Origin of the sequence: Blochmannia endosymbiont of Camponotus nipponensis (assembly GCF_009827135.1) — a bacterium.
Taxonomy (GTDB): Bacteria; Pseudomonadota; Gammaproteobacteria; order Enterobacterales; family Enterobacteriaceae; genus Blochmanniella.
Genome location: NZ_CP046534.1, coordinates 752,221 through 777,308, shown reverse-complemented (window position 1 = coordinate 777,308; position 25,088 = coordinate 752,221). Strand labels below are relative to the sequence as shown.

At 27.1% G+C, this 25,088-nt stretch carries 22 protein-coding genes and 1 tRNA gene; 20 read left to right on the top strand and 3 right to left on the bottom strand.

Features of this window, described 5'->3' with window-relative positions:
• The first annotated feature begins 1,193 nt into the window (after positions 1-1,193).
• From prfA to GN161_RS03145, 16 genes are all read left to right on the top strand, one after another.
• A complete protein-coding gene (prfA, locus tag GN161_RS03220) occupies positions 1,194-2,279 on the top strand; it encodes a peptide chain release factor 1 (protein ID WP_159715484.1) in 1,086 nt (361 codons plus the stop codon).
• Positions 2,276-3,112 (top strand): peptide chain release factor N(5)-glutamine methyltransferase, encoded by an 837-nt coding sequence (gene prmC, locus GN161_RS03215; protein ID WP_159715482.1) that lies wholly within the window; start codon positions 2,276-2,278, stop codon positions 3,110-3,112. Before prfA ends, prmC begins: the two co-directional genes overlap by 4 nt.
• Positions 3,113-3,361: 249 nt before the next feature.
• Complete coding sequence (gene kdsA, locus GN161_RS03210; RefSeq protein WP_159715480.1) at positions 3,362-4,195, top strand: 3-deoxy-8-phosphooctulonate synthase; 834 nt, start codon at positions 3,362-3,364, stop codon at positions 4,193-4,195.
• A 952-nt stretch (positions 4,196-5,147) separates the two neighbouring features.
• Entirely contained in the window at positions 5,148-7,076 is a 1,929-nt protein-coding gene (gene thrS / locus GN161_RS03205; protein ID WP_159715478.1) for a threonine--tRNA ligase, read from the top strand.
• A gap of 6 nt (positions 7,077-7,082) precedes the next feature.
• Positions 7,083-7,622: a translation initiation factor IF-3 gene (gene infC, locus GN161_RS03200; protein WP_159715590.1), complete on the top strand. Its 540-nt coding sequence runs from the start codon at positions 7,083-7,085 to the stop codon at positions 7,620-7,622.
• A gap of 100 nt (positions 7,623-7,722) precedes the next feature.
• Positions 7,723-7,920: a 50S ribosomal protein L35 gene (rpmI, locus tag GN161_RS03195; RefSeq protein WP_159715476.1), complete on the top strand. Its 198-nt coding sequence runs from the start codon at positions 7,723-7,725 to the stop codon at positions 7,918-7,920.
• 82 nt (positions 7,921-8,002) lie between these two features.
• Complete coding sequence (gene rplT / locus GN161_RS03190) at positions 8,003-8,365, top strand: 50S ribosomal protein L20 (RefSeq protein WP_159715474.1); 363 nt, start codon at positions 8,003-8,005, stop codon at positions 8,363-8,365.
• 235 nt (positions 8,366-8,600) lie between these two features.
• Positions 8,601-9,593 carry a phenylalanine--tRNA ligase subunit alpha gene (gene pheS, locus GN161_RS03185; protein ID WP_159715472.1) on the top strand — a complete coding sequence of 331 codons (993 nt, stop codon included), beginning with the start codon at positions 8,601-8,603 and terminating at the stop codon, positions 9,591-9,593.
• A 15-nt stretch (positions 9,594-9,608) separates the two neighbouring features.
• Positions 9,609-12,005: a phenylalanine--tRNA ligase subunit beta gene (pheT, locus tag GN161_RS03180; RefSeq protein ID WP_159715470.1), complete on the top strand. Its 2,397-nt coding sequence runs from the start codon at positions 9,609-9,611 to the stop codon at positions 12,003-12,005.
• A gap of 549 nt (positions 12,006-12,554) precedes the next feature.
• Entirely contained in the window at positions 12,555-13,571 is a 1,017-nt protein-coding gene (locus tag GN161_RS03175; protein WP_159715468.1) for a lipoate--protein ligase, read from the top strand.
• 467 nt (positions 13,572-14,038) lie between these two features.
• Positions 14,039-14,419 (top strand): Fe-S cluster assembly scaffold SufA, encoded by a 381-nt coding sequence (gene sufA, locus GN161_RS03170; RefSeq protein WP_159715466.1) that lies wholly within the window; start codon positions 14,039-14,041, stop codon positions 14,417-14,419.
• A 35-nt stretch (positions 14,420-14,454) separates the two neighbouring features.
• On the top strand, positions 14,455-15,933 hold the full coding sequence (gene sufB / locus GN161_RS03165) for a Fe-S cluster assembly protein SufB (RefSeq protein WP_236840095.1): 1,479 nt from the start codon (positions 14,455-14,457) through the stop codon (positions 15,931-15,933).
• A 58-nt stretch (positions 15,934-15,991) separates the two neighbouring features.
• Entirely contained in the window at positions 15,992-16,732 is a 741-nt protein-coding gene (gene sufC, locus GN161_RS03160) for a Fe-S cluster assembly ATPase SufC (RefSeq protein WP_159715588.1), read from the top strand.
• The gene (sufD, locus tag GN161_RS03155; protein WP_159715462.1) at positions 16,713-18,002 is read left to right on the top strand and encodes a Fe-S cluster assembly protein SufD; all 1,290 of its coding nucleotides are present in this window, start codon (positions 16,713-16,715) and stop codon (positions 18,000-18,002) included. The genes sufC and sufD overlap by 20 nt, the downstream gene beginning before the upstream one ends.
• Entirely contained in the window at positions 17,999-19,222 is a 1,224-nt protein-coding gene (locus tag GN161_RS03150) for a SufS family cysteine desulfurase (protein ID WP_159715460.1), read from the top strand. Before sufD ends, GN161_RS03150 begins: the two co-directional genes overlap by 4 nt.
• Positions 19,223-19,241: 19 nt before the next feature.
• Positions 19,242-19,685, top strand: coding sequence for a SufE family protein (locus GN161_RS03145; RefSeq protein ID WP_236840094.1), 444 nt, complete (start codon positions 19,242-19,244; stop codon positions 19,683-19,685).
• 256 nt (positions 19,686-19,941) lie between these two features.
• Here GN161_RS03145 and GN161_RS03140 read toward each other — a convergent pair whose 3' ends face one another.
• Together GN161_RS03140 and GN161_RS03135 are read right to left on the bottom strand one after the other, a co-directional pair.
• Complete coding sequence (locus tag GN161_RS03140; RefSeq protein ID WP_159715458.1) at positions 19,942-20,178, bottom strand: LPP leucine zipper domain-containing protein; 237 nt, start codon at positions 20,176-20,178, stop codon at positions 19,942-19,944.
• Between the two features lie 317 nt (positions 20,179-20,495).
• Positions 20,496-20,569, bottom strand: a tRNA-Val gene (locus tag GN161_RS03135).
• Between the two features lie 304 nt (positions 20,570-20,873).
• On the opposite strand from GN161_RS03135, the gene GN161_RS03130 reads away from it, so the two are divergent.
• Positions 20,874-21,518, top strand: a complete 645-nt coding sequence (locus GN161_RS03130) for a riboflavin synthase subunit alpha (protein ID WP_159715456.1) — start codon at positions 20,874-20,876, stop codon at positions 21,516-21,518.
• A 146-nt stretch (positions 21,519-21,664) separates the two neighbouring features.
• Entirely contained in the window at positions 21,665-21,994 is a 330-nt protein-coding gene (gene grxD / locus GN161_RS03125; protein ID WP_159715454.1) for a Grx4 family monothiol glutaredoxin, read from the top strand.
• Between the two features lie 152 nt (positions 21,995-22,146).
• Here the strand turns inward: grxD and rnt are convergent, their stop codons facing one another.
• Positions 22,147-22,806, bottom strand: a complete 660-nt coding sequence (gene rnt / locus GN161_RS03120; RefSeq protein WP_159715452.1) for a ribonuclease T — start codon at positions 22,804-22,806, stop codon at positions 22,147-22,149.
• A gap of 822 nt (positions 22,807-23,628) precedes the next feature.
• Here rnt and slyA point away from each other — a divergent pair.
• Positions 23,629-24,063 (top strand): transcriptional regulator SlyA, encoded by a 435-nt coding sequence (slyA, locus tag GN161_RS03115; protein WP_159715450.1) that lies wholly within the window; start codon positions 23,629-23,631, stop codon positions 24,061-24,063.
• Positions 24,064-24,384: 321 nt separating this feature from the next.
• Positions 24,385-25,035 carry a pyridoxamine 5'-phosphate oxidase gene (gene pdxH / locus GN161_RS03110; RefSeq protein WP_159715448.1) on the top strand — a complete coding sequence of 217 codons (651 nt, stop codon included), beginning with the start codon at positions 24,385-24,387 and terminating at the stop codon, positions 25,033-25,035.
• Positions 25,036-25,088: the final 53 nt, after the last annotated feature.

Here is a 25,088-nt window from a genome sequence, read left to right as displayed (position 1 = left end):
TTACGACGACAAAATATAGATATATTTTTATCGTTATGGCCAATAATTTATATGCGATAGATAATTGATAGTGTTTAGATTATATTCTACATTACTACTAGTCAATTCAATACTCCGTTGTTGCAATTGTTTCAAAAAATAGCTGATATTTACTATCCTAATCCCATTTTTTCATTTCGTTTGTAAAATCATCATTTTAATGAATTATACTGTTTGAAATATAAATAATTCCATTTTCTACAGATATAGAGATGATAGTTAATTTAAAAACATTAAATAATTTTATATAATAATTACTATTATTATGATTCTAAATAAATTTTAATGTAAATTTGATTATGATAGTTCATTGTGTAAACAACAGTACCATGTGTTGGATAACTAAATATTTAGGATATTAATTTTTTAATATCGATTCTACCTACATATTAATTTATTTTTATACAGACTAAAATTTTGCTGCTGAACACAAAAAATATAAATAAAATCGTCATATAAATAATTGAAACATATGTATTTGATACATTTAAATTTAAATTTTAAAAAAGTTATTATAAAAATATAGATTTTAATATTTATCACAAAAATATTTAAATCTATATTTAGCACATAATTATCTATCCTTTATTTATAAAAAATAATATTTTAAGTTGTATAGATATGTATCTAATCTAATGTTTAACATTTATATAACAACATATAATTTTTATTTAATTTTTTTGCTTTTAATAAATTTAATTTTTTAATTGTTTATTAAAATATATAAATGTATAAATGTATTATATAAATAGTTAATATGATGAAACGTTATTCCTGAATGATATAATCGTCAAGTATTTAGTAATTTTAATTTATATACGATACAATTTGTTAAATAACTGTTTAGAATTTATTTAATAATAAAAACTCATTACTTTACATTTTTAAAGATGAAAAATAAAAAACTAAATTTTTTATAAAAAAATATGTGATATAATTTTATGTGTGTTGATATTTTATATGTTGTTCATAATACACATACAATGTCGATTTGGGATTTATATCTAGCCATGGTTCAAACATAATTTATGATCACATAGATAAATCAAAAATTATTCACAAATGCAATATATTTTTAAAATATATTAATCACTATCAATATAATTTTATTTTTTATTTTAACAAAAATTTATCTCATCTTAAGACAAATACATATGAATCCTATTATTATAAATAAACTAATGATCTTACAGAAACGTTTTAACATATTAGAAAAATTGCTCATTACACCTAATGTTATGGGTGATAAAAAACGTTTTTATATATTATCTAAAGAACATGCACGGTTATCTGAAATAGTTATTTGTTTTAGACGTTGGTTAGACATTAAACAAAAAATTATTAATACACAAAAAATGCTTGAAGATGTTGATATGTATGACATCGTTCAAGATGAGTTAAAAACATTTTATTTAACTCAGTGTCATCTTGAGAAAAATTTAAAAATATTGCTATTACCTGTAGATCCTAATGATAAATTAGGTTGTTTTGTTGAACTGCGAGCTGGAACTGGTGGAAAAGAAGCAGCAATTTTTACAGGAGAATTATTTCGTATGTATGTTCGTTATTCAGAAGTACGTCGATGGAAAATGGAAGTTATTAATGCCACTTATGGCGAATGCGGTGGTTATAAAGAAATTATTACTAAAATTTCTTATAAAGGAGCGTATAATTTATTAAAATTTGAATCTGGAGGGCATCGTGTACAAAGAATACCACATACTGAATCTCAAGGTCGAATTCATACTTCTACTTGTACAATCGCCGTAATTCCAGAAATACCAAATGTTGAATTACCTAATATTGATCCTCATGAGTTAAGAATCGATACCTTTCGATCATCAGGTGCCGGAGGGCAACATGTGAATACTACTGATTCTGCAATTCGAATTACCCATATTCCAAGTGGATTAGTCGTCGAATGCCAGGACGAACGATCTCAACACAAAAATAAGGCTAAAGCACTATCAGTGTTAGGCTCTCGATTACATGCTATTGAAATGAAACGTCGACAACAGAAAGCATCTTGTACCCGACGTAACTTATTAGGTACTGGAGACCGGTCTGATCGAATTCGTACGTATAATTTTCATCAAGGCCGTGTTACTGATCATCGTATTTCTTTTACATCTTATCAATTAAGTGATATAATGAACGGAGAGTTGGATATTTTAATACAACCTATTATTAATAAATATCAATCGGATCAACTTGATAAATTATTAGAGTTAGAATCATGACATGGGATCAATGGTTATTTTGGGCTAGTTTAAAACTAAAAAAATCTATGAGCCCTAAAAGAGATGCAGAAATTATTTTAGGGCAAGTTACTAGAAAGTCTCGTGCTCAATTGTTAGCATTTGGTGAATCACTACTAGAACATGATACTATTATTCAGTTAGAATCTTTAATTCATCGTAGAAAAAAAGGAGAACCTATAGCTTATTTAATTGGTTCAAAAGAATTTTGGTCCTTAAATCTTAAGGTCTCACCCGGCGTATTTATTCCTCGACCAGATACTGAATGTTTGATACAGCATGTGTTGGATTTGTTAAAAGTATCTCATTTAGATGTTTTAGACCTAGGCTCTGGAATAGGTACAATAGCTTTAGCTCTTGCGTCAGAACGGCCAAATTGGAGTATTACAGGAGTAGATTGTCAGAAACAAGCATTATGGCTCGCTCTTAAAAATCAGCGTTTGTTCAATTTTAAAAATATAAAATTTGTATATGGAGATTGGTTTAAATATTTAATAGGAAATAAATTCAATCTTATTGTTAGCAATCCACCATATATTGATGAAAACGATTCATGTTTACAATCTAATGACATGATTTTTGAACCTAAAAATGCATTGGTTTCAAAAGAATCAGGATTAGCAGATCTAAAAATAATTTGTAAATATTCCATTCAACATTTACACTGTAATGGTTGGTTAGCTTTGGAACATGGATGGAATCAAGGAAATTATATACGCACATTATTTTGTAGATTTGGATTTACTCATATTCATACAATACGCGATTATCATTACTATGAACGTGTGACGTATGGAAAATGGCGATCTCATTAATCTTTATATAGAGAGATATACTATAAATATATTTAATTATTAGAATAATATAATTTCCGATCATTGTGTTAAAAACATAATAAAAATAAAATCACGGTTGGTATGATTGTATAAGACTCCAATTTATCTACTTTTTATCTTTATAGAGTAAGTGTTATAATATTAAATTACACAGTTAATCATGATGATAACAATAAAAATCACAAATTTTTATGTATTTAATATTAAAAATATTTGGAAATATAATATATGCAACAATTGATAGTTGAGATTGTCGATATAAAAGTATCAAATAATTTACCGTTCGTATTATTTGGGGGGATGAATGTTTTAGAGTCACGAGATATAGCCATGAGGATTTGCGAACATTATATTAATGTAACCCATAAATTAAATATACCCTATATATTTAAAGCATCTTTCGATAAAGCAAACCGTTCGTCAATTAATTCATATCGGGGACCAGGATTAGAGGAGGGTTTAAGTTTACTTCAAGAACTACAGGAAATATTTGGAGTAAAACTTATGACTGATATACATGAAGTAGACCAAGTAAAAACTGTATCAAAAGTGGTGGATGTATTACAGGTTCCCGCGTTTTTAGCTCGTCAAACCGATTTAATTATATCTATTGCACAAACTGGGATGCCAATTAACATAAAAAAACCGCAGTACATGAGCCCAACGCAAATTGTACATATTGTTAAAAAATGTCGTTCATGTAGTAATAATAATATAATTTTATGTGAAAGAGGAACTGTATTTGGTTATGATAACTTGATAGTGGATATGTTAGGATTGAATACAATGAATCGCGTTTCCGGAGGCTGCCCAATAATAGTAGATGTTACACATGCTTTGCAAATGCGTAATCCATTAAGTTCTACTTCTGGGGGAAGAAACATACAAATTTATGATATAGCTAGAGCTAGTATAGCAATAGGTATTGCTGGATTATTTCTTGAAGCACACCCAAATCCGAATCAAGCTAAGTGTGATGGATCTTCTGCGTTACCGTTAAATCAGTTAGAACATTTTTTGAAACAAATGAAAGTTATTGATGAACTAGTTAAATCTTTTTAAAAATTATGTACTTACATTCTTGAATGTAATAATACTAATAACATGTTTTAATTTAAAATTAATCAAAAAAAAATAAAAATATGATTTTTTACAATTTATTAAATATCTGAAATTATTTAATGTTTATGAAATATAAAGCGTTTATAATATTAAAAATAATATATTATGGTAATATCTATTTAAAAGATTTTGATATAAAACATAAAAAATATTACTATCAATAATAATAATAATAGAGTTATATATTTAATTTTTTTCAAAAATTATTATAATCTCAATAGAGTTAAAACAAACGTTAATTTTTTTTAATAAATTTTATAGTGCATTAGTACTAATGATATCATTAAAAATATTAATATAAAAATAATTGGCTATGTAAAGAAAAATAAAAAAATCTTTGTAATGTTACAATAGCAAGAGTTATAAATGTATTATTGATAGATTTCTTGAATGTTAAGATAAATACTATTTGTTAGTTAAAAATTTGGGTATTCAATGGACTATAAAAATAATTAACATTCACATATAAGTTGAATGTACCTATTTTTGAAAAAGTGTGTATATATATTAGTGAAAAATTATATTTGTCATTATCAATATACTAAAATATCAATTTTTAAATTCGATGCAGTTTTAGACTTTATATTCTTTCAAGAGCAATAATATTATGATTGAATTATTTAGGAGTCGCTATATGATCAATAAACTATCACATATCATTAATGGATCCGTCGTAATATTATACAAGGATATTTTGTTGTTTATTTTATAACTAATTTATCCATATCGTTAATAACAATATGGATAATATAATAATATAATAAAATATTTAGTATGTTATGTTATACATTGTATTATATTGCATGATAAAAAATTATTAAATAAACTTAAAAAAATTCAATTTCTATCATGATATATATATCATGATATTAATAATACAAGGAAATAGTTGATGCTTGTTATCACTTTAAGTAATGGAAATCAATATAGATATGATAAACCTGTATCTCCTTTAGAAGTTTTTAAAGATGTAAATTTGAGTTTATTTAAAAATTGTGTGGCCGCACAGAGCAATGGAAAGCTTATTGATATTGCTGATTTAATATATCATCATTCAACATTGGAGTGCATTAATGCAGGAGATAATGTAGGATTACGTGTAATTCGCCATTCTTGTGCGCATTTGTTAGGACGTGCAATGAAACAATTGTGGCCTAAAGCTAAAATGGTACTCGGTTTAGTAACAAGTACAGGATTTTATTATGATATAGATCTTGATTATCGCTTGACATATGATGATTTGCCAATTTTAGAGAAACGTATGGTACATATTGCTAATAAAAATTATGATGTTGTAAAAAAAAATGTTACCTGGAAACAAGCAAAAAAAATTTTTCTCGCGCTTAATGAAATGTATAAACTATTCATTTTAAACGAAAATATTAACCCTACTGAACATATTGGATTGTATTATCATGAAGAATATATAGATATGTGTCGTGGTCCACATGTACCTAATATTAGTTTTTGTCGTAATTTTAAATTGTATAAGATTACTACTTCATATTGGCGTGGAAACAGTAAAAATAAAAAATTGCAACGTGTTTATGGTTTTCATGAATCTAAAACACAACAATATGTAATTCACAAAAATGTATTACAAGAACCTAAAAAACATGATCATCGTGATCTTGCAAAAAAATTACATTTGTATCACATACAAAAAGATGCACCCGGTATGGTGTTTTGGCATGAAAATGGTTGGATTTTATTACAAGAATTAAAAAAATTCATACGTATACAATTGAAAACATATAATTACCAGGAAGTTAAAAGTCCTATTATGATTGATCATGTATTATGGAAAAAAACAGGCCACTGGGATAATTATCATGAACATATGTTTACTACTTGTTCAGAAAATCATGAATATTGTATTAAGCCGATGAGCTGTCCTGGACATATTCAAATTTTTAATCAAGGTATTAAGTCTTACAGGGATTTGCCTTATCGTGTAGCTGAATTTGGAAATTGTCATAGAAATGAATTATCTGGATCGTTACATGGACTTATGAGAACACGAGAATTTACTCAAGATGATGGGCATATTTTTTGTACAACAACACAAATATTCGAAGAATTAAATAACTGTATTAAAATGATGTACTATGTGTATAATACATTTGGTTTTAAAAAAATTTTGGTAAAATTATCTACTCGTCCTAAAAAACGGATTGGCTCAGATTCAACATGGGATGTGGCAGAACAACATCTGTCTACCGCTCTTCAGCATAATAATATTATATTTCAATATCAACCTAATGATGGTGCATTTTATGGTCCTAAAATAGAATTTATTTTACTTGATTCTTTAGATAGAACTTGGCAATGTGGTACAATACAACTGGATTTTTCTTTGCCAAATGTATTGAATGCACGTTATATTGATCATAATAATAACCGTGTAGCTCCTGTAATGATTCATAGAGCGATCTTTGGTTCCATGGAACGGTTTATTGGTTTAATTACAGAAGAATATGCAGGATTTTTCCCAACATGGTTAGCTCCAATACAAGTTGTCCTCATGAATGTTACTGATCAGCAAACCAAGTATATTTCTATTGTAGAAAACAAATTAATAAATAAAAAAATAAGAACAAAGGTAGATTTGAGAAATGAAAAGATAGGATTTAAAATTCGTTACTACACCTTACAACGTGTACCTTATATGTTAATTTGTGGAGATAAAGAAATGAATCAAAATACAGTGGCTATACGTACTTATCGAGGTAAAGAACTAATCAACTGTGATATTGATATGTTTATAAAAAAATTATTACATGAAATTAATAATTACAGTCTTCATCAAATGGAGGAATAACATATTATTAAATTAGGAAAAAAAATGCAATCAATACGATTAAATCGTATTAATAGAGAAATTAATGCTAAAAAAGTTCGTTTAACTGGGGTAGACGGAAAACAAGTGGGTGTGACTAGTTTACATGAAGCACTTAAACAATCTGAAGATATTGGTCTTGATTTAGTTGAAGTTAGTCCAAATTCTGATCCACCTGTATGTAGAATTATGAACTATGGTAAATTTCTATACGAAAAAAATAAATCTATAAAAGAGCAAAAGAAAAAACAAAGGGTGATTCATGTTAAAGAAATAAAATTCAGACCAGGTACTGATAAAGGAGATTATCAAATTAAGTTACGTAATTTAATTAAATTTCTTAATGAAGGAGATAAAGTCAAGGTGACCTTACGTTTTAGGGGGGGAGAGTTAATACACCATCAACTTGGTTCAAAAATTTTATATCGGATACGTCATGAATTACAGGAATTAGCAGCAGTGGAATTTTTCTCCAATAAAGTTGAAGGACGTCAAATGACTATGATTTTATCTCCAAAAAAGAAATAATGGATTGTATTTCTTAATAAGAGTAGATAATAATTCTATTATTTACATATATTTGTACTAAAACATATACTAATAAAAAAAATCATATAGGATGTGGTGTATGCCTAAAATTAAAACACTCCAAGCGGCTAGTAAACGGTTTAAAATAACAGCTTTAGGAAAATATAAATATAAACATTCTCATATGAGACATATTTTAACAAAAAAAACCACAAAACATAAACGCCATTTGCGTCAAAAATCTATACTTCCTAAGATTTATTTAGGCGTAATTATGAAATTTTTACCATATATATAGATATATCAATGCTGTTTTACTTATTTATTGAGATAACTTTGAATATAGTGCCATCGTTTACATCGTTAGGAGAGCAATAAACATGACACGCGTGAAAAATAGTGTAGTGGCACACGCTCGACATAAGAAAATTTTGAAGAAAGCAACAGGTTATTATGGTGCTAGATCTCGTACTTATCGTGTTGCCTATCAGTCGGTTATAAAATCTGGGCAATATTCTTACAGAGATCGTCGTCAGAAAAAACGTTTATTTCGCCGGTTATGGATTAATCGAATTAACGCTGCATCACGTGAATATGGTATTTCTTATAATTATTTAATAAATGGATTAAATAAATCTGATATTTCCATTAATAGAAAGATACTTGCTGAAATAGCTATTTTTGATAAGAAAACTTTCTCTGTTTTGATTGATAAAGCAAAAATTAAATTAGAACATGTATAATCTATTCAAGTAACATGTATTTCCAATTATAAACATTAGATTTTAATATTCTATGGAATAATATATTAATACATTTGCTATCCTGTAGCTATCAACATAGCACTAATATTAGTACGTGATCATTATCAATACAATTTTAAAAACTATATTTTGCGCTTTAAGTATTAGTTATGTATGAATAAAAGTCATAATAAACAGTATATATAGTATTATATATAATATATAGAGGATATTTATGTCATTAGATGTTGTAAACAACTTAGTTATTTTGGCAAAATTAGCTATAACACAATCTAATAATATAGATGCTTTGGAAAAAGTACGTATTAAATTTTTAGGTAAAAAAGGCTACTTAAATCAGCAAATTAAAAATATTTATCATACTCCATCAGAACTACGACCCAAATTAGGCGCAGCTATTAATAAGGCTAAAAAAGATATATACAAAACATTCATTGAGCAAAAAAATATTTTAAATTCAAAACGTATAAAAAATACCCTAATTAGAGATATGTTAGATGTCACTTTACCGGGACGTTTATCAGATATAGGTACACATCATCCAATAACAGGTACTATAAAACGTATGAAGCTTTTTTTTAAATCTTTGGGGTTTTCCGTAATATATGGGCCAGAAATTGAAGATGATTATTTTAATTTCGACGCTTTGAACATCCCTGCATACCACCCTTCTCGAGATGAACATGATACCTTTTGGTTTGATGAAAAACGTTTACTTCGTACGCATACCTCCGGTGTTCAAATACGTGCTATGACCGATAAAAATCCTCCAATTCGAATTATTTCTTTTGGACGGGTATATCGTAAAGATTATGATCACAATCATACACCCATGTTTCATCAAATGGAAGGTTTAATGATAGATTCTAATATTGATTTAAGTCATCTAAAAAAAATATTATATGATTTTTTATATAATTTTTTTGGAAAAAAAATCGATTTACGATTTAGACCATCTTATTTTCCATTTACAGAACCATCTGCAGAAATAGATGTAATGGAACAAAAAACTGGAAATTGGTTAGAACTTTTAGGGTGCGGTATGGTACATCCTAAAATATTACATCATGTTGGTATCAATACAGAAAAATTTTCGGGATTTGCTTTTGGAATAGGAATAGAACGGCTAACAATGTTACTATATAACATTAGCGACATGCGTGTTTTTTTTAAAAATGATTTACAATTTCTTGAGCAATTTAAATGATATAGGAATGTTCAAATGAAATTTAGTGAAATGTGGATACGTGAATGGATAAATCCGTCTATTAGTAGTATTGAGTTAGTCAAGCAATTAACTATGGCTGGCTTTAAAGTTAATGAGTTAAAACCGGTTGCTAATATGTTTCATGGAGTAGTTATTGGAGAAATTGTAGACTGTAAAATGCATCCTAACTATCATAATATATGGATAATAAAGGTTAATAACGGTAGCAATAAATTATTAAGTATTGTTTGTGACGCTCCCAATTGTCGTAAAAATATTCGAGTGGCTGTTGCTAATGTAGGAGCAATATTACCAAATGGACATAAAGTTCAATTAACTACTATACAAGGACAACAATCAGAAGGAATGTTATGTACTTTTGCAACATTAGGAATAATTAATCATACAGTAGGTATAATAGAACTACCCATCAATGCACCCATTGGACAAAATTTTTATAATTACTTACACCTTTATGATAACGTTATTGAAATTAATATTACTCCTAATAGAGGAGATTGTCTGCATATATTGGGTATTTCTAGAGAAATAGCAGCTATAAATCATTTAAAATTAAAAAAAATAAAAACAAATTCAATTAAACCAACAATTAACGATATTATTCCAATTTCTATTGAGATTCCTGATATATGCCCACAGTTCTTGGGAAGAATTTTAAAAAATATTCACATTACCGTTCCTACACCTTTATGGATTACAGAAAAACTACGTCGCTGTGGAATCTGTTCAGTCAATATAGTCATAGATATTGTCAATTATGTGTTATTGGAACTAGGACATCCGATTTATATTTTTGATTATGAAAAAATTGATGGAAATATAATACGTATACGTTTCTCTCAATTCGGAGAAATACTAAAGTTATCTCATGACAATAATAATCATTTAAAACTATTTCCAAATACAATAATTATCTCTGATTATACAAAACCATTATCAATCGCTGGAACAATTTTTCCCAATAAATATTCTATTTGTCCTAACACTCGTCACATAATGATACAATCTGTATTTTTTCCTCCATCTACTATCGCGAATCAGTCTAGATTATATCGTATGAACGACCTTTCTTCCTTACATTATACACGAGGAATTGACCCAAGTGCATCCAAATTAGCTTTAGATCGTGTCACATCATTATTGCTAAAAAGCTGTGGTGGTTATCCTGGCCCAATAATAAGTGTAATTAACCATGATATGGTACCAAAACCAATTAATATTGTATTAAATCGTACTAAATTAGATAAAATTATTGGGTTTCATATCCCAAGTCAAGAAATCACATATATTTTAAAACGACTTGGTTTTCAAACAGAATTTTCAAATAATAGTTGGACAGTATTAACACCAACTTGGCGTTTTGATATTTCTATAGAAGAAAATTTAATAGCAGAGATAATACGTATTTATGGATATAACAATATTCCTCGTGTTTCTATTCGTACAAAATTAATAACAGATTACAATAATGTATCAACTATATCGTTATCAAGAGTAAAAAATTTATTGATAGATCGTGGTTACCAAGAAATAATAACATATAGTTTCGTAAATCCTAAAATTCAAAAATTATTACATCCACAGAAAATTCCATTAATTTTAAAAAATCCAATGACATTAGATATGGCTAGCATGAGATTATCTTTATGGCCTGGGTTAATTACAACAGTAATACATAATATAAATAGACAACAAAAACACATTAAATTATTTGAAAGTGGTATATGTTTTATTCCAGAAAAAACTGCTGAAAATCAGGTACATCAAAATTTTATGATAGCTGGCATACGATCTGGGTTTAGATTTAATGAACACTGGGATTTAACAACATATTCGGTAGATTTTTATGATATAAAAGGAGATGTAGAGGCATTGTTAAATGCAACTAATAAAATAAGTTGTATTAGATTTAAAAAGTGTACACATCCTGCATTATATTCTAATCAAAGTGCGGCAATTTATTTAAACGACATATGCGTTGGATACATTGGAATGATCCATCCTGCTATACAAATGAAATTAAATTTACGTTCACATATATTAGTATTTGAGCTATCGTGGAACATGGTGTCCCAATTTATATTACCTAAAATTACCGCTATTTCTAAGTTTCCTAAAAATTACCGTGATATTTCTGTAATAGTGTCAGATGATATTTCTGCAGAGTCCGTTATTACTGAATGTAAAAAAATTGCTAATACAGATCAATTGGTGGATATTAAAATATCTGATCTTTATAGAGGTAAAAATATCTCAAAAGGTTGTAAAAGTTTTACTATTAGACTGCTTTTACAAAGCACAACACATACTTTAAAAGAAGAAGAAATTTCTGATGTTGTTAATAAATGCTCTATAATTTTGAAAGAGCGTTTCCATGGTACTGTAAGATAATAATACTAATATCATCATGAGCATGATATATACAACCGTATCCAAATATTACTAAAAGCAATACATATATTATTGTAAATGAACCTATTATAACCATCATTCATGCATTCTTAAATATTTTTAGTTACACGATTTTTAAAAAATTTTTTATATACTATTGTTATAAGATATATTTAGTATAAATATATATAATAATTATTATCATAAATATTAATTATTTAGTTTGATAAAAATATCAATGTTCTGTTTTAAATTTTATTAAATAATATTTAAATTACATTTAAAGAATGAGATATTGTTTTCATACATCAAGTATAATATTTTTATCACAATTATAAATAAAAAATATATTATTTATAATATTAATTGATGATTAAAATTAATATGTAACTATAAATAGAAATTGAAAATCATGGATAAAAATTTATTTTTAATACTGATAATTTGATTTAAAATAATTTAAAGTCACTATAACTAGTGATAACAATAACATTGTGTTTACATATGAAATTTATAACTTAAATATTAAATACTAAAGGAGGATAATGTATGTATTCTTTACGATTGTTATTATCTGACTCTTACGACCCGTGGTTTAATTTATCAGTTGAAGAATATATGTTTAAAAATATACCCAAAAAACAATCTATATTATTCTTATGGAGAAATCAAAATACAGTGGTTATAGGTCGTGCTCAAAATGCATGGAAAGAATGTAATACTCGTCGTATGGAAAGAGATGGAATTAAATTAGCTAGAAGGAGTAGTGGGGGCGGAGCTGTGTTTCATGATTTAGGTAATACTTGTTTCACCTTCATATCCACTCAGGAACATTATGATAAAAAATTATCCACTAATATTGTGTTAAATGGATTAAATCATATTGGAATCAAAGCTATTATTTCTGGACGAAATGATCTCGTTATACATACAGTAGATGGAGAACGTAAAATTAGTGGCTCTGCATATCGTGAAACATCTGGGCGTAAATTTCATCACGGTACATTACTCTTACACGTTAATATTGATAAACTTACTTATTACCTTAACCCAGATTTTAAAAAGCTAAAAACTAAAGGAATTACTTCTATTCGATCACGGGTTGCTAATTTAAATCAATTAAAACCTAGTATTGATCATCAAGAAGTATGCCAAGGTTTGACAGAAGCATTTTTCCAATATCATGGAATGAGAGTAAAATCAGAAATATTATCTATAAATGATTTTTATCATATACCAGGATTTGTTGAACTGTTCAACAAACAATGTGATTGGAACTGGAATTTTGGTAGTGCTCCTGCGTTTACACACCAGTTAGATGCACGTTTTGAGTGGGGTAGTGTGACATTACATTTCGATATAGAACGTGGAATCATTAATCGTAGTCGTATTTTTACCGACAGCTTAGAACCAGATCCTATAGAAACATTAGCAAAAAAACTGGTAGGTATACCATATAACGATAAAACTATTCAATATTGTTGTACAGAATGGATAAAAGACTGGCCTCAATACAAAGAAGAGTTATCAGAAGTTTCTCGTTGGTTAATCAAAAAAGTATCTTAGTGCAGTGTTAGTTTCATATATTAGTTTTAATTATCAATGAAGATTTTGATATTTCTGATGCAATTGTATGGTTGCTACATGTTGTATTTTCACTGATTTCAATCAGTTCCCAGATGAAATAATTTACGATTAATGTTAAAAATAATCAATCGTTATGTATTATGTAATATGATATAATGATCCATTTATTAAAGATAAATCATATTTTATGATTTAAAATAAAAAATAATTTTAAAGAGCACTATATTTATAAATATAAAAAGATATGAAATTTATATTTCATACATGATTATTAAATGGGTATATGATAAAAAATGAACTTTTCTATCATCTCATAATAATGAGATATATGTATATTTTGATATATGTAAATATATATTTTTGCGATAATATTTATATTCAATACAATAAAATAATTAAGATACTTGCTCTGATGAACGTTGTAAATCAACGTAAAGGCAATTTTTATGAAAAATGATCTTCAACAAAATGTGCATCACATACCTAAAAATCATATTTCTTGGGATGGGTTAACTTTAACTGATGCAGCAGTACAACAAATTCTTAATTTAATACATAACAATCCCAATATGTTGGGATTAAAAGTAACCGTAAAAAAATCAGGATGTGCGGGTTTTACATATCTTATGGATAAAGTTACATCATTAGATAACAATTACTTAATATATGAACGTAATGGAGCTAAATTGTTCGTACCATCACATATAATGCCATTGATTGATGGTACCGAATTAGATTACGTACAAGAAGGTTTAAATTATATGTTTAAATTTAACAATCCTCAAGCGCAATATTCTTGTGGGTGTGGTGAAAGTTTTGGAATTTAACAACGGGTATTATTATGATATGCAATAACTTTAACATGTATAATATTAATAAAAAAAAAATAGTGAACAGTGATGATTTGTATTATAAAGAAGGGTTTTTTACTAAATTAAGCAATGAAGAATTTACACAAGGTATTAATGAAAATACAATATATGCTATTTCAGAAAAAAGATCAGAGCCGAAATGGATGTTAGAATTCAGGCTGTCGGGTTATCATGCTTGGTCTAATATGCAAGAACCGCATTGGTTAAAAGGAAATTATCAAAAACTCAATTATAACTCCTATAGTTATTTTTCTGCTCCCGTATGTACAATTAAAGAAGAAAATTACGAAATACAAAAAAATGCAAATACTCCTTCAAATAAATCAAAATATTTAACTAAAGAAGTAGAAAAAACATTTAATAAATTAGGTATCCCAGTATATGAAGAAGGAAACATAGCAGTTGATGCTATTTTTGACTCAGTTTCTGTATCTACTACATTTCGTGCAACTTTATTAAAAAAAGGTATTATTTTTTGTTCATTTCACGATGCCATTCGTGATTATCCAGATTTAGTACGCCAATACTTGGGAACTGTAGTGACTTTTAAAGATAATTTTTTTGCTGCACTTAATGCTGCGGTTGTATCCGATGGCACATTTATATATATTCCTAAAAATGTACGTTGTCCCATGGAACTTTCAACTTACTTTAGAATGAATTCTAAAAAAACTGGGCAATTTGAGCGTACTATTTTAATTGCAGATATAGGTAGTTATGTAAGCTATATTGAAGGATGTTCAGCGCCAATGCATAATAATTATCAACTTCATGCAGCAGTTGTAGAAGTTATCGTACTCAAAGATGCTCAGGTAAAATATTCAACAGTACAAAATTGGTTTTCTGGTAATCAGTTCTCTCAGGGTGGTATTTTAAACTTTGTTACTAAGCGAGCACTATGTGCTGGAGAGAATTCTAAAATGTCTTGGACTCAATCTGAATCTGGGTCTGCTATCACCTGGAAGTACCCAAGTGTAATTTTAAAAGGAAAAAATTCTATTGGAGAATTTTTTTCAGTTGCTATTACTAATGGTACACAACAAGCAGATACCGGAACAAAAATGATTCATATCGGGGAAAATACCCGCTCGACTATTATTTCAAAAGGAATTGCTCTTGGCAATAGCCAAAATACTTATCGAGGATTAGTTAAAATTATGAAAACTGCTACAAATTCACGTAATTTTACACAATGCGATTCAATGTTAATAGGTAAAAAATGTGGTTCTCACACATTTCCTATAATTGCATCGCAAAATAATAGCGCGCAGTTAGAACATGAAGCTACAACTTCACGAATCAGTGATAATCAATTGTTTTATTGTCGCCAACGTGGAATTAATGAAGATGATGCCATTTCTATGATTGTAAATGGATTTTGTAAAGATATATTCTCTAAATTACCTTTAGAATTTTCTGTAGAAGCACAGAGGTTATTATCGATTACTTTAGAACACAGTGTTGGATAAAATTTATTTTCTAAGTATTTTAAACATAAGTACATTCATTCAATACGGAGTAATTATGATATTATCAATAAAAAATTTGAATGTCAGCGTAAAAGGTATATCTATTCTAAAGAAATTAAATTTAGAAATTAATTCTGGTGAAATACATATTATTATGGGACCTAATGGTTCAGGAAAAAGTACATTATCTGCTACATTATCTGGTCAGCAGGATTATGTTGTTACTGATGGGGAAATATTGTTTAAAAAAAAAAATTTATTACCTCTTAAACCAGAAGAACGTGCTGGAGAAGGCATTTTTGTGGCATTTCAACATCCGGTAGATATTCCAGGAATTAGCAATCAATTATTTTTATACAGCGCTGTTAATGCTATACGTAAATATAGACATCAACCTCTCTTAGATCGATTTGATTTTAATCAACTTGTTAAGAAAAATATGATATTGTTAAAAATGCCTGACGATCTTTTAACTCGATCAGTAAATGTTGGATTTTCCGGGGGTGAAAAAAAGCGTAATGATATTCTTCAAATGATGATGTTAGAGCCATTATTGTGTATTCTTGATGAAACAGATTCTGGTTTGGATATTGATGCAGTAAAAATTGTTTATAACGGTCTTAATATATTAAGTAATAAAATACGTTCATTTGTAATTATTACTCACTACCAAAGAATCTTAGAATATATTAAACCTGATTATGTTCATGTGTTATATAAGGGTCAAATTGTGAAATCTGGTAATATTTCTTTAGTAAAAAAGCTTGAGGAAAAAGGTTATGGTTGGTTATCTGAATAATGCAAATCGAGTATTAAATGAATGGTATGAATTATTTAAAAAAAAAAATAACATTCATTCAAGTTTGATAGATAAATATTGGAAACGCATTAAAATGTTCGGATTATCGAGTTTTAAGGAAAATAATTGGAAATATACTTCACTTGAAGAATTTTTAACGTACAATTTTGAATGTTCCGAAAATAATGAGTTGAATATATCTAGATATAAATCAGTAGGATTTTCTATAGATGCTTATCGTTTAATATTTATTAACGGTAGATTTTCGTCTGAATTAAGCGATAAAAATATAGATCCATGGACAATAAAAATCAACCGTAATCCCAATCGTCACGAAATAATTAATCCTATTCAACCAGAAATGTTTTTATATTTAACTGAATATTTAAGTGATGCAACAATACAAATAAATTTACCTACAAAAAAAATAACAAAAAAACCATTATATTTATTACATATCAACGAAGGATCTAATGTAAAAAATACATTAGTTACATCACATTATCACCATCATCTTGAAATTGGGCAGGATTCTAACACGTGTGTCATAGAACATTTTATTAGTATAAATGAAAACAGACATTTTAGTGGCGCACGTATGTCTATGACAATAGGAAACCGAGCTAGATTGTCTCATATTAAATTAGTATTTGAAAATAAAACAAGTTATCATATATCACATAATGATATTAGTTTAGGACAATCTTCAGATGTAAACAGTAGTATTTTTGTTATTCTTGGGCCTAAACTCACGTGTCATCAAACTAGCGCTCAAGTAAATCATTCAAAATCATATTTAGCATTAAATAGTTTGGTTTTTCTATCCGAACAGGATGTTGGAGATATACGTACTTATTTAGAGCATAACAATCGAGAACATGCATCAAGTAGACAATTACATAAAATAATCGCATGTAATTGTAGTACTGGCGTGTTTAATGGATTAATAAAAGTAAATCCAGATTCTATAAAAACTGATGGAAAAATGATAAACAATAACTTATTATTGCATCAAGATGCTACTATCAATAGCATACCTAAACTTGAAATTTACTCTGACGATGTAAAATGTAGTCACGGTGCAACAATAGGACAAATTGATAATTATCATCTATTTTATCTAAATACACGTGGTATTTCAAAAAAAGATGCTTTAAAAATGCTTGTTCATGCTTTTGCTATTGAGATTATAAGATCAATTGAAAATCCTGTATTACGGGAGATTATTTTGAAAAGAATCAATGAGGTTTTAATAGGGTCTATAATATGATACTATATCCTATAGAAGAAATTAGATCGGATTTTCCTATATTAAAACGTATTATTAATCAATATCCTCTGACTTATCTTGATAGTGCCGCATCTGCTCAGAAACCGAATGTTGTCATTGACTCACAAACTCAATATTATCGTAATGAATATGCTGCTGTACATAGAGGTATTCATACTTTGAGTACTGAATCAACCAATCAAATGGAAACAATACGTTCACATATAGCTGATTTTATTAATGCATCTAAAGAAGAAATTGTTTTTGTCAAAAGTACTACTGAAGCTATTAACCTAATTGCTAATAGTTGGGGGCATAATTTTATAAATTATGGAGATAATATTATTATTAGCGAAATGGAACATCATGCTAATATTATTCCATGGCAAATGTTAGAAAAACATAAAAAAATTATACTACGTTATATACCATTAACTCCTAATGGTACATTAGATGTATCTAGTTTATCAAAAATTATAGATCATCGTACTCGGCTCTTGTCAATATCACATGTGTCTAATGTTTTAGGCACCATTAATCCATTGACAGAAATTATCAGTACAGCTCGAAAAAACAGTGATACTTTGATATTAATAGATGGTGCACAAGGCATTGTTCATCAAACAGTAGATGTACAGAAGTTAGATTGTGATTTTTATGTATTTTCTGGACATAAAATATATGGACCTTCTGGTATTGGTGTTATGTATGGAAAAAAAAAATTACTTCAAAAAATGCCTCCTTGGATTGTAGGAGGTGGAATAGTTGAAAATGTAAGTTTAACTCAAGGCACAAAATTTATAGATCCACCTTGGAAATTTGAGTCAGGTTCTCCTAATATCAGCGGTATCATAGGTTTAGGTAATGCTATCAAATACATTAATACAATAGGAGTTAATAAAATTTATGCTTATGAAGATCAACTAATACATTATGCTGTAGATATATTAAAAAATATTCCAGATCTGATCTTATATGGACCAAGTACACGAGTTGGTATCATTGCTTTTAATTTAGGAATACATCATTCATATGATGTTGGAATGTTATTGAATCAATATGGTATTGCTATACGTACAGGACATCATTGTGCTATACCTACTATGAATTATTTTAAAGTACCAGGTATGTGTCGTGCATCATTAGCTATGTATACAAACAAAGAAGATATAGATCGTTTAGCAGATGGATTAGTGCAAGTACAATGTTTGTTGAATTAATAATAATTTTATTGAAAATATGATAATAAATTTTCCAACAAAAACTCAATTGTTAAAAAATTTCTTAAGTTGTATAAATTGGGAAGAAAAATATATATATATAATTGATCTTGGAAAACTATTACCTGAATTTCCAGAAAATATGCGAATACAGAAGTATTTGATATCTGGTTGCCAAAACAAAACATGGATAGCCTTGACTACTTATTTAGAGCCTCATAATGGTAATGATTTAATAAAATTGCACGGATATAGTGATTCTTCTATTGTTAAAGGAATTATCACTATAATATTTAGTTTATATCAAGGATTAAGTTTACAAGAAGCCACTAATCTTGATGTTAAACCTTTTTTAATAAATCAATTACAGTTAAAACAAAATCTAACTATCTCTCGATCTCAGGGAATATATTTAATATTAGATTCTATACATTCTCAGGCTAATGATTTATATAAATTATAGTTTTTACTGTAATTGGTATGTATTATTAAATATAATAAATGTCATGTTGTGTCATTGTCATTGAAAATTAAGAGAAGCATATATTTAATTCTCAAAAAAAAATCTGCTGAATTCAGCAGATTTTTTTTTGAGAATTAAATATATGCTTCTCTCTATGTTTTATTTTTTATTTTAATACCAATAACTACATAAATTATTTTTTATAATCTAAAATCATTTTAGATATATTATATTTTTTACTTTACATTGTATTATCTTACTTATGATAAGAGGTAATTTGATTATCGATGCGTTGATTAGCTCGTGCTGCTTCATTTTTAGTTTTTTCTATTTCTGGACGTAAAATGTCGACATCACTACTTATCTGATCAATTCTTTCATTTAAATCATGTACTTCAGAAGACAACTCTTTTATTTTAGTTGTACTTGCGCAACTAATTAACGCAAAAGAACTTAAAATAATTGAAAAACATATTAATCTATCACGATTCATTTGTAACATTCTCCTATATTAAATATATTTAAACTGCATTTTATAAAAATACATACATTGATAGAACAATTATTTGTTCGGTATATTTAAAAAAATATTCTACCGAATTATATTTAATTATGTTGAATAAATCATGTGGTTATAACAGTTATACTTTTTATCATAATTTTGTGACAAAAATACCCCATTTTCATAAAATAAAAAATTTAATTTTATTAAATACAGTAATATTAAAAATATATTTATTTTTAATTTCTATATTAGAGATAAAAGAATCTTATTATAATTTTCATTCTTTATATTGCAATTATAACTAATGCGTTCTAATGGACTTGAACCATCGACCTCTACCATGTCAAGGTAGTGCTCTAACCAACTGAGCTAAGAACGCACACTTCACAATACGACGATCACTAACTTATTGAGTTTACCATATATTACTCATTTGTCATTATTTATGAACTTAAAATTTAAACAACATATTTTATATAAAAATAATTAAATTATATACACCTATTAATACTAACATACATGTGATTTTATCATGCGTCAATTTTTTTACAGATATCTTGTATTATAAAAGTCGGTTTTACCTTAAGAACAAATCTCTTAAAGTTATATTTAATACAAAATAGAGATATGTTATACTAATTATTAAATATAATGTGATATACTACATAATAGTATTTGAAAATATGTTTTCAGGTATTATACAAGCTGTTGTTCCTATTCATGCGATTTATGAATCAACCAATTTAAAAACATATATAATTATATTACCTACGCATTTGCTCTCAAATTTAAAAATTGGTTGTTCTATATCGAATAATGGGTGTTGTTTGACAGTTATTGCCATAAAATATAACTTGATTAGTTTCAATGTAATACATGAAACATTAAAATTAACTAATATGGGTATGTTAAAAGTAGGAGATTTAATTAATATAGAAAGATCCCTATGTTATCATTCTGAAATTGGTGGACACTTAATGACCGGCCACATTGATTGTACCGGAAAAATTATAAAAATAATTATTTCAAAAAACAATAAAATAATATGGTTTAGCATAAAAAAAAAATACTTTCAAAAATATATTTTACAACAAGGATCAATTGGTGTAGATGGAGTAAGTCTCACGGTGAGTAAAACACTTAATAATTATATACGTATTTGTTTAACCCCCTATACTGCAACAAAAACAACACTGGGGGACAAACAAATCGGTAATATAGTAAACATTGAAGTTGACATTATCATTAAATCTGTTATCAACGCTGTTGATAACAGATTATCAATTATTAATTCAAAAAAAAATAATATTTTTTGTGAAAAATTATAAAATGTATATATGCAAGTTGATATATACTAATTTGAGGAGAGCTGATTTTAAATATTAAATATTTTTATTTGTTAGCATTGATATAAAGCAATTCACATAGTTACATTTATTTAATATAATTAAAACTTTTTAATATAAATAAAAACATGAATAATGAAATAGAAATAATCAAAAATCAAATAGAAAAAAACCCTATCGTTTTATATATGAAAGGTACTCCGAGTATTCCTAGATGTGGTTTTTCGTCAAAAGCTGCTCAAATATTATCCACTTACGTACAATCTTTTTTTTATGTCGACGTATTAGTGCATACAAGTATTAGATATGCTTTACCAATATTCTCCAATTGGCCTACCTTTCCTCAGTTATGGGTGGAAGGAAAATTAATAGGTGGTGCTGATATAATAATTAATATGAATCGCAGCGGCAAACTAAAAATTTTAATCGATCACGTTAAACTAAAAAATAAATTATAGTCAAATATTTTTATATTTTTTTAAAATGCTATCAGACATACAAATAAGTCTGGTAACTTACTCTGTATAAGTATATTGAACTGATGCTTATAAATATGATTATGTCTAAATGTTTGATTTTTACCATAATAAAAACTACAGATTACTAAATTTTAGTAACATGAAGACTTTTTGCAATCAGTAGATAATGGCCAACCACCAAGTCTTTTCCATTTATTTACCAATTCACAAAATAACATTGCAGTTCGCTCAGTATCATACAACGCAGAATGTGCTTTATTTTTATCAAAAAAAACGCCCGCACACGCGCATGCTTTAGCTAATACGGTTTGTCCAAATACTAATCCACTTAAAGTAGCAGTATCGAACATAACAAAAGGATGAAATGGGTTTTTCATAACACTTGTACGTTCCACTGCTGCCATTAAAAAACTATGATCAAAAAAAGCATTATGTGCTACAATAATAGCGCGACTACATTTTTGATTTTCAATGCCCTGATGTACCATTTTGAAAATTTCATGTAATGCTTCTTGTTCTGTTACTGTAGTACGTAAAGGATTATTTAAATCAATCCCATTGAATATTAACGATTCTGGTTGAATAACAGCTCCAGGAAATATTTGAATATGAAAATTAAGAGCACTGTCAATACATAACCATCCATATTCATCCATTTTAAGCGTAATAACAGCGATCTCTAGTAAAGCGTCAGTATTAGCATTAAGCCCCGCTGTTTCTACATCAATTACAACCGGATAAAATCCACGAAAGCGTGCTCGAAGAGTATTTTGATCATCTTTACAAATCATATTTATAATGAATAATATATATTACATATACACACAGTTATATTATCATAAATTAATATATATTTTTACAATTTATTTTTTCAAAAATTATAATTTGATATTTTTATTAAAATAATAAACAATTTTCTTAAAAAGAAGAATACTTATTTGGCTAAGGATATTTATATAATCGATAAAACTTTAAATATAAAAATTTACTGATTTTAACATAGTTAAATATATTAATAATTATTATTTGTCTGTTGATTAAATATTCTTAACTGGTTAGACAATTATATTGGATTACTACAAATACACTAAAAAATAGTAAAAATTGCAATAATTTATATAATAACAAATGTGTAAAAGTATATTTGTTAATTTTCAAAAAAAAAGAAATAAACAAATATCAACTTTTTTTAAAAAATAGTATACTTCTTAAAAATTTAAATTTATCAGTTCAATGTTAGTTTGTTATGTTGATATATATGCAATATATGCCCAAAAATTTTTAAATAACTATTAATAATTTTACACTTATATATGTTTTATATGGGTATATATCGTTTAAAAGATTATTTTTAATACTTGTATTAAAAATAGTTTCCATATAATAATAAATGTATGTTATACTTTAATAAATTGAATAATACATAATAACTTATCTAATTGATAAACTGTGATTGTGTATTATTTACAAATAATACACAATCACAGTTTATATTATTAAATTAGATGGGTATGGTTATGCCTGTAAATAAACTTCTAAATAATCATCTAATTATTTAGAATCAAATAAAATATTCAAATATAAAAAGAATTAATTATAAGGAAAGAAAAAAATTGGAATCACCATTAGGATCAGATTTGGCACGTCTTGTAAGGATATGGCGCGCTTTAATTGATCATCGTTTAAAACCTTTGAAGCTAACACAAACACATTGGATTACATTGCATAATATTTGTCAATTACCTCCGGAACAGTCCCAAATTCAATTAGCAAAAGCTATAGGAATAGAACAACCATCTTTAGTGCGAACACTAGATCAACTTGAGGAAAAAATGTTAATTATAAGGCATACTTGCACTAATGATAGACGAGCTAAACGAATCAAGTTAACTGATAGTGCTAGACCTATTATTAATGAAGTAAATCATGTTATTGCTATTACTAGAAGTGAAATATTTAGCGGAATTAGTCGTGAGGAAATAATTCTCTTAAATAATATTATTTCTAAATTAGAAAAAAATATTATAAATTTACATAATAAAAATTAAAAATTCTTCACATATTATGAAAACATTATCTATAAATAGTCATAAGTAAATTAATGTAGTGTTTTGAAAATATTTTATAAAATGCATATATTACAAATCAGCCTAATACATACATCACATTTAATTAATTTGATAATGTAAACCTTTTACTAATTACATACAGATATGTATTTGAATACTTTCATACAATATATATAATTATAAGTGATTGTTATAATCCATAAAATTATTACTATTTACTTGATAATATTGTTTTTATTTTAAGTAACAACATAAAAATATGTTTTTATCTTTATAAAAGGAAGTAACAACACGTACTATATGCTGGTAAAAAAAACTGACATTGCTAATCTCAGACGAGAATATATATCTGGAGAATTACGTCGTTCAAATTTAACTGATCAACCTATTAAGTTATTTTCAATATGGTTGCATCAAGCTATTTTTTCAAGAATACCTGATCCTACTGCAATGTGTTTAGCTACAGTGGATCATACTGGTCAGCCTTATCAACGCATAGTGTTGTTAAAAAATTTCACTGATACAGAGATGATATTTTATACTAATCTCAGCAGTCGTAAGTCTATACATTTAACCAACAATCCAAAGGTCAGTTTATGTTTTCTTTGGAATATTATAGATAAACAAGTAATAATAACAGGAGTTGTTCAGAAACTTTCAGAACAAGAAATTTTGAAACATTTTTACACACGTCCTAAAAGGAATCAAATAAGCACATGGGTATCCCATCAGTCTAAAGTAATATCTTCTAAAAATGTACTAGAAAACAAATTTTTAGAATTTAAGGAAAATTATTTCCATAAAACAATACCATTTCCTGAATTTTGGGGAGGATATAAAATTAATATAAATAGTATAGAATTTTGGCAAGGAGGAAAGCATCGACTACATGACCGATTTATATATCAAAGACATAAACGTACATGGTATATTTATCGTTTGTCTCCTTAATTATCGTCATGATTTTAGTGTATTTTGCATATATTTAAAAAAAATACTCAACC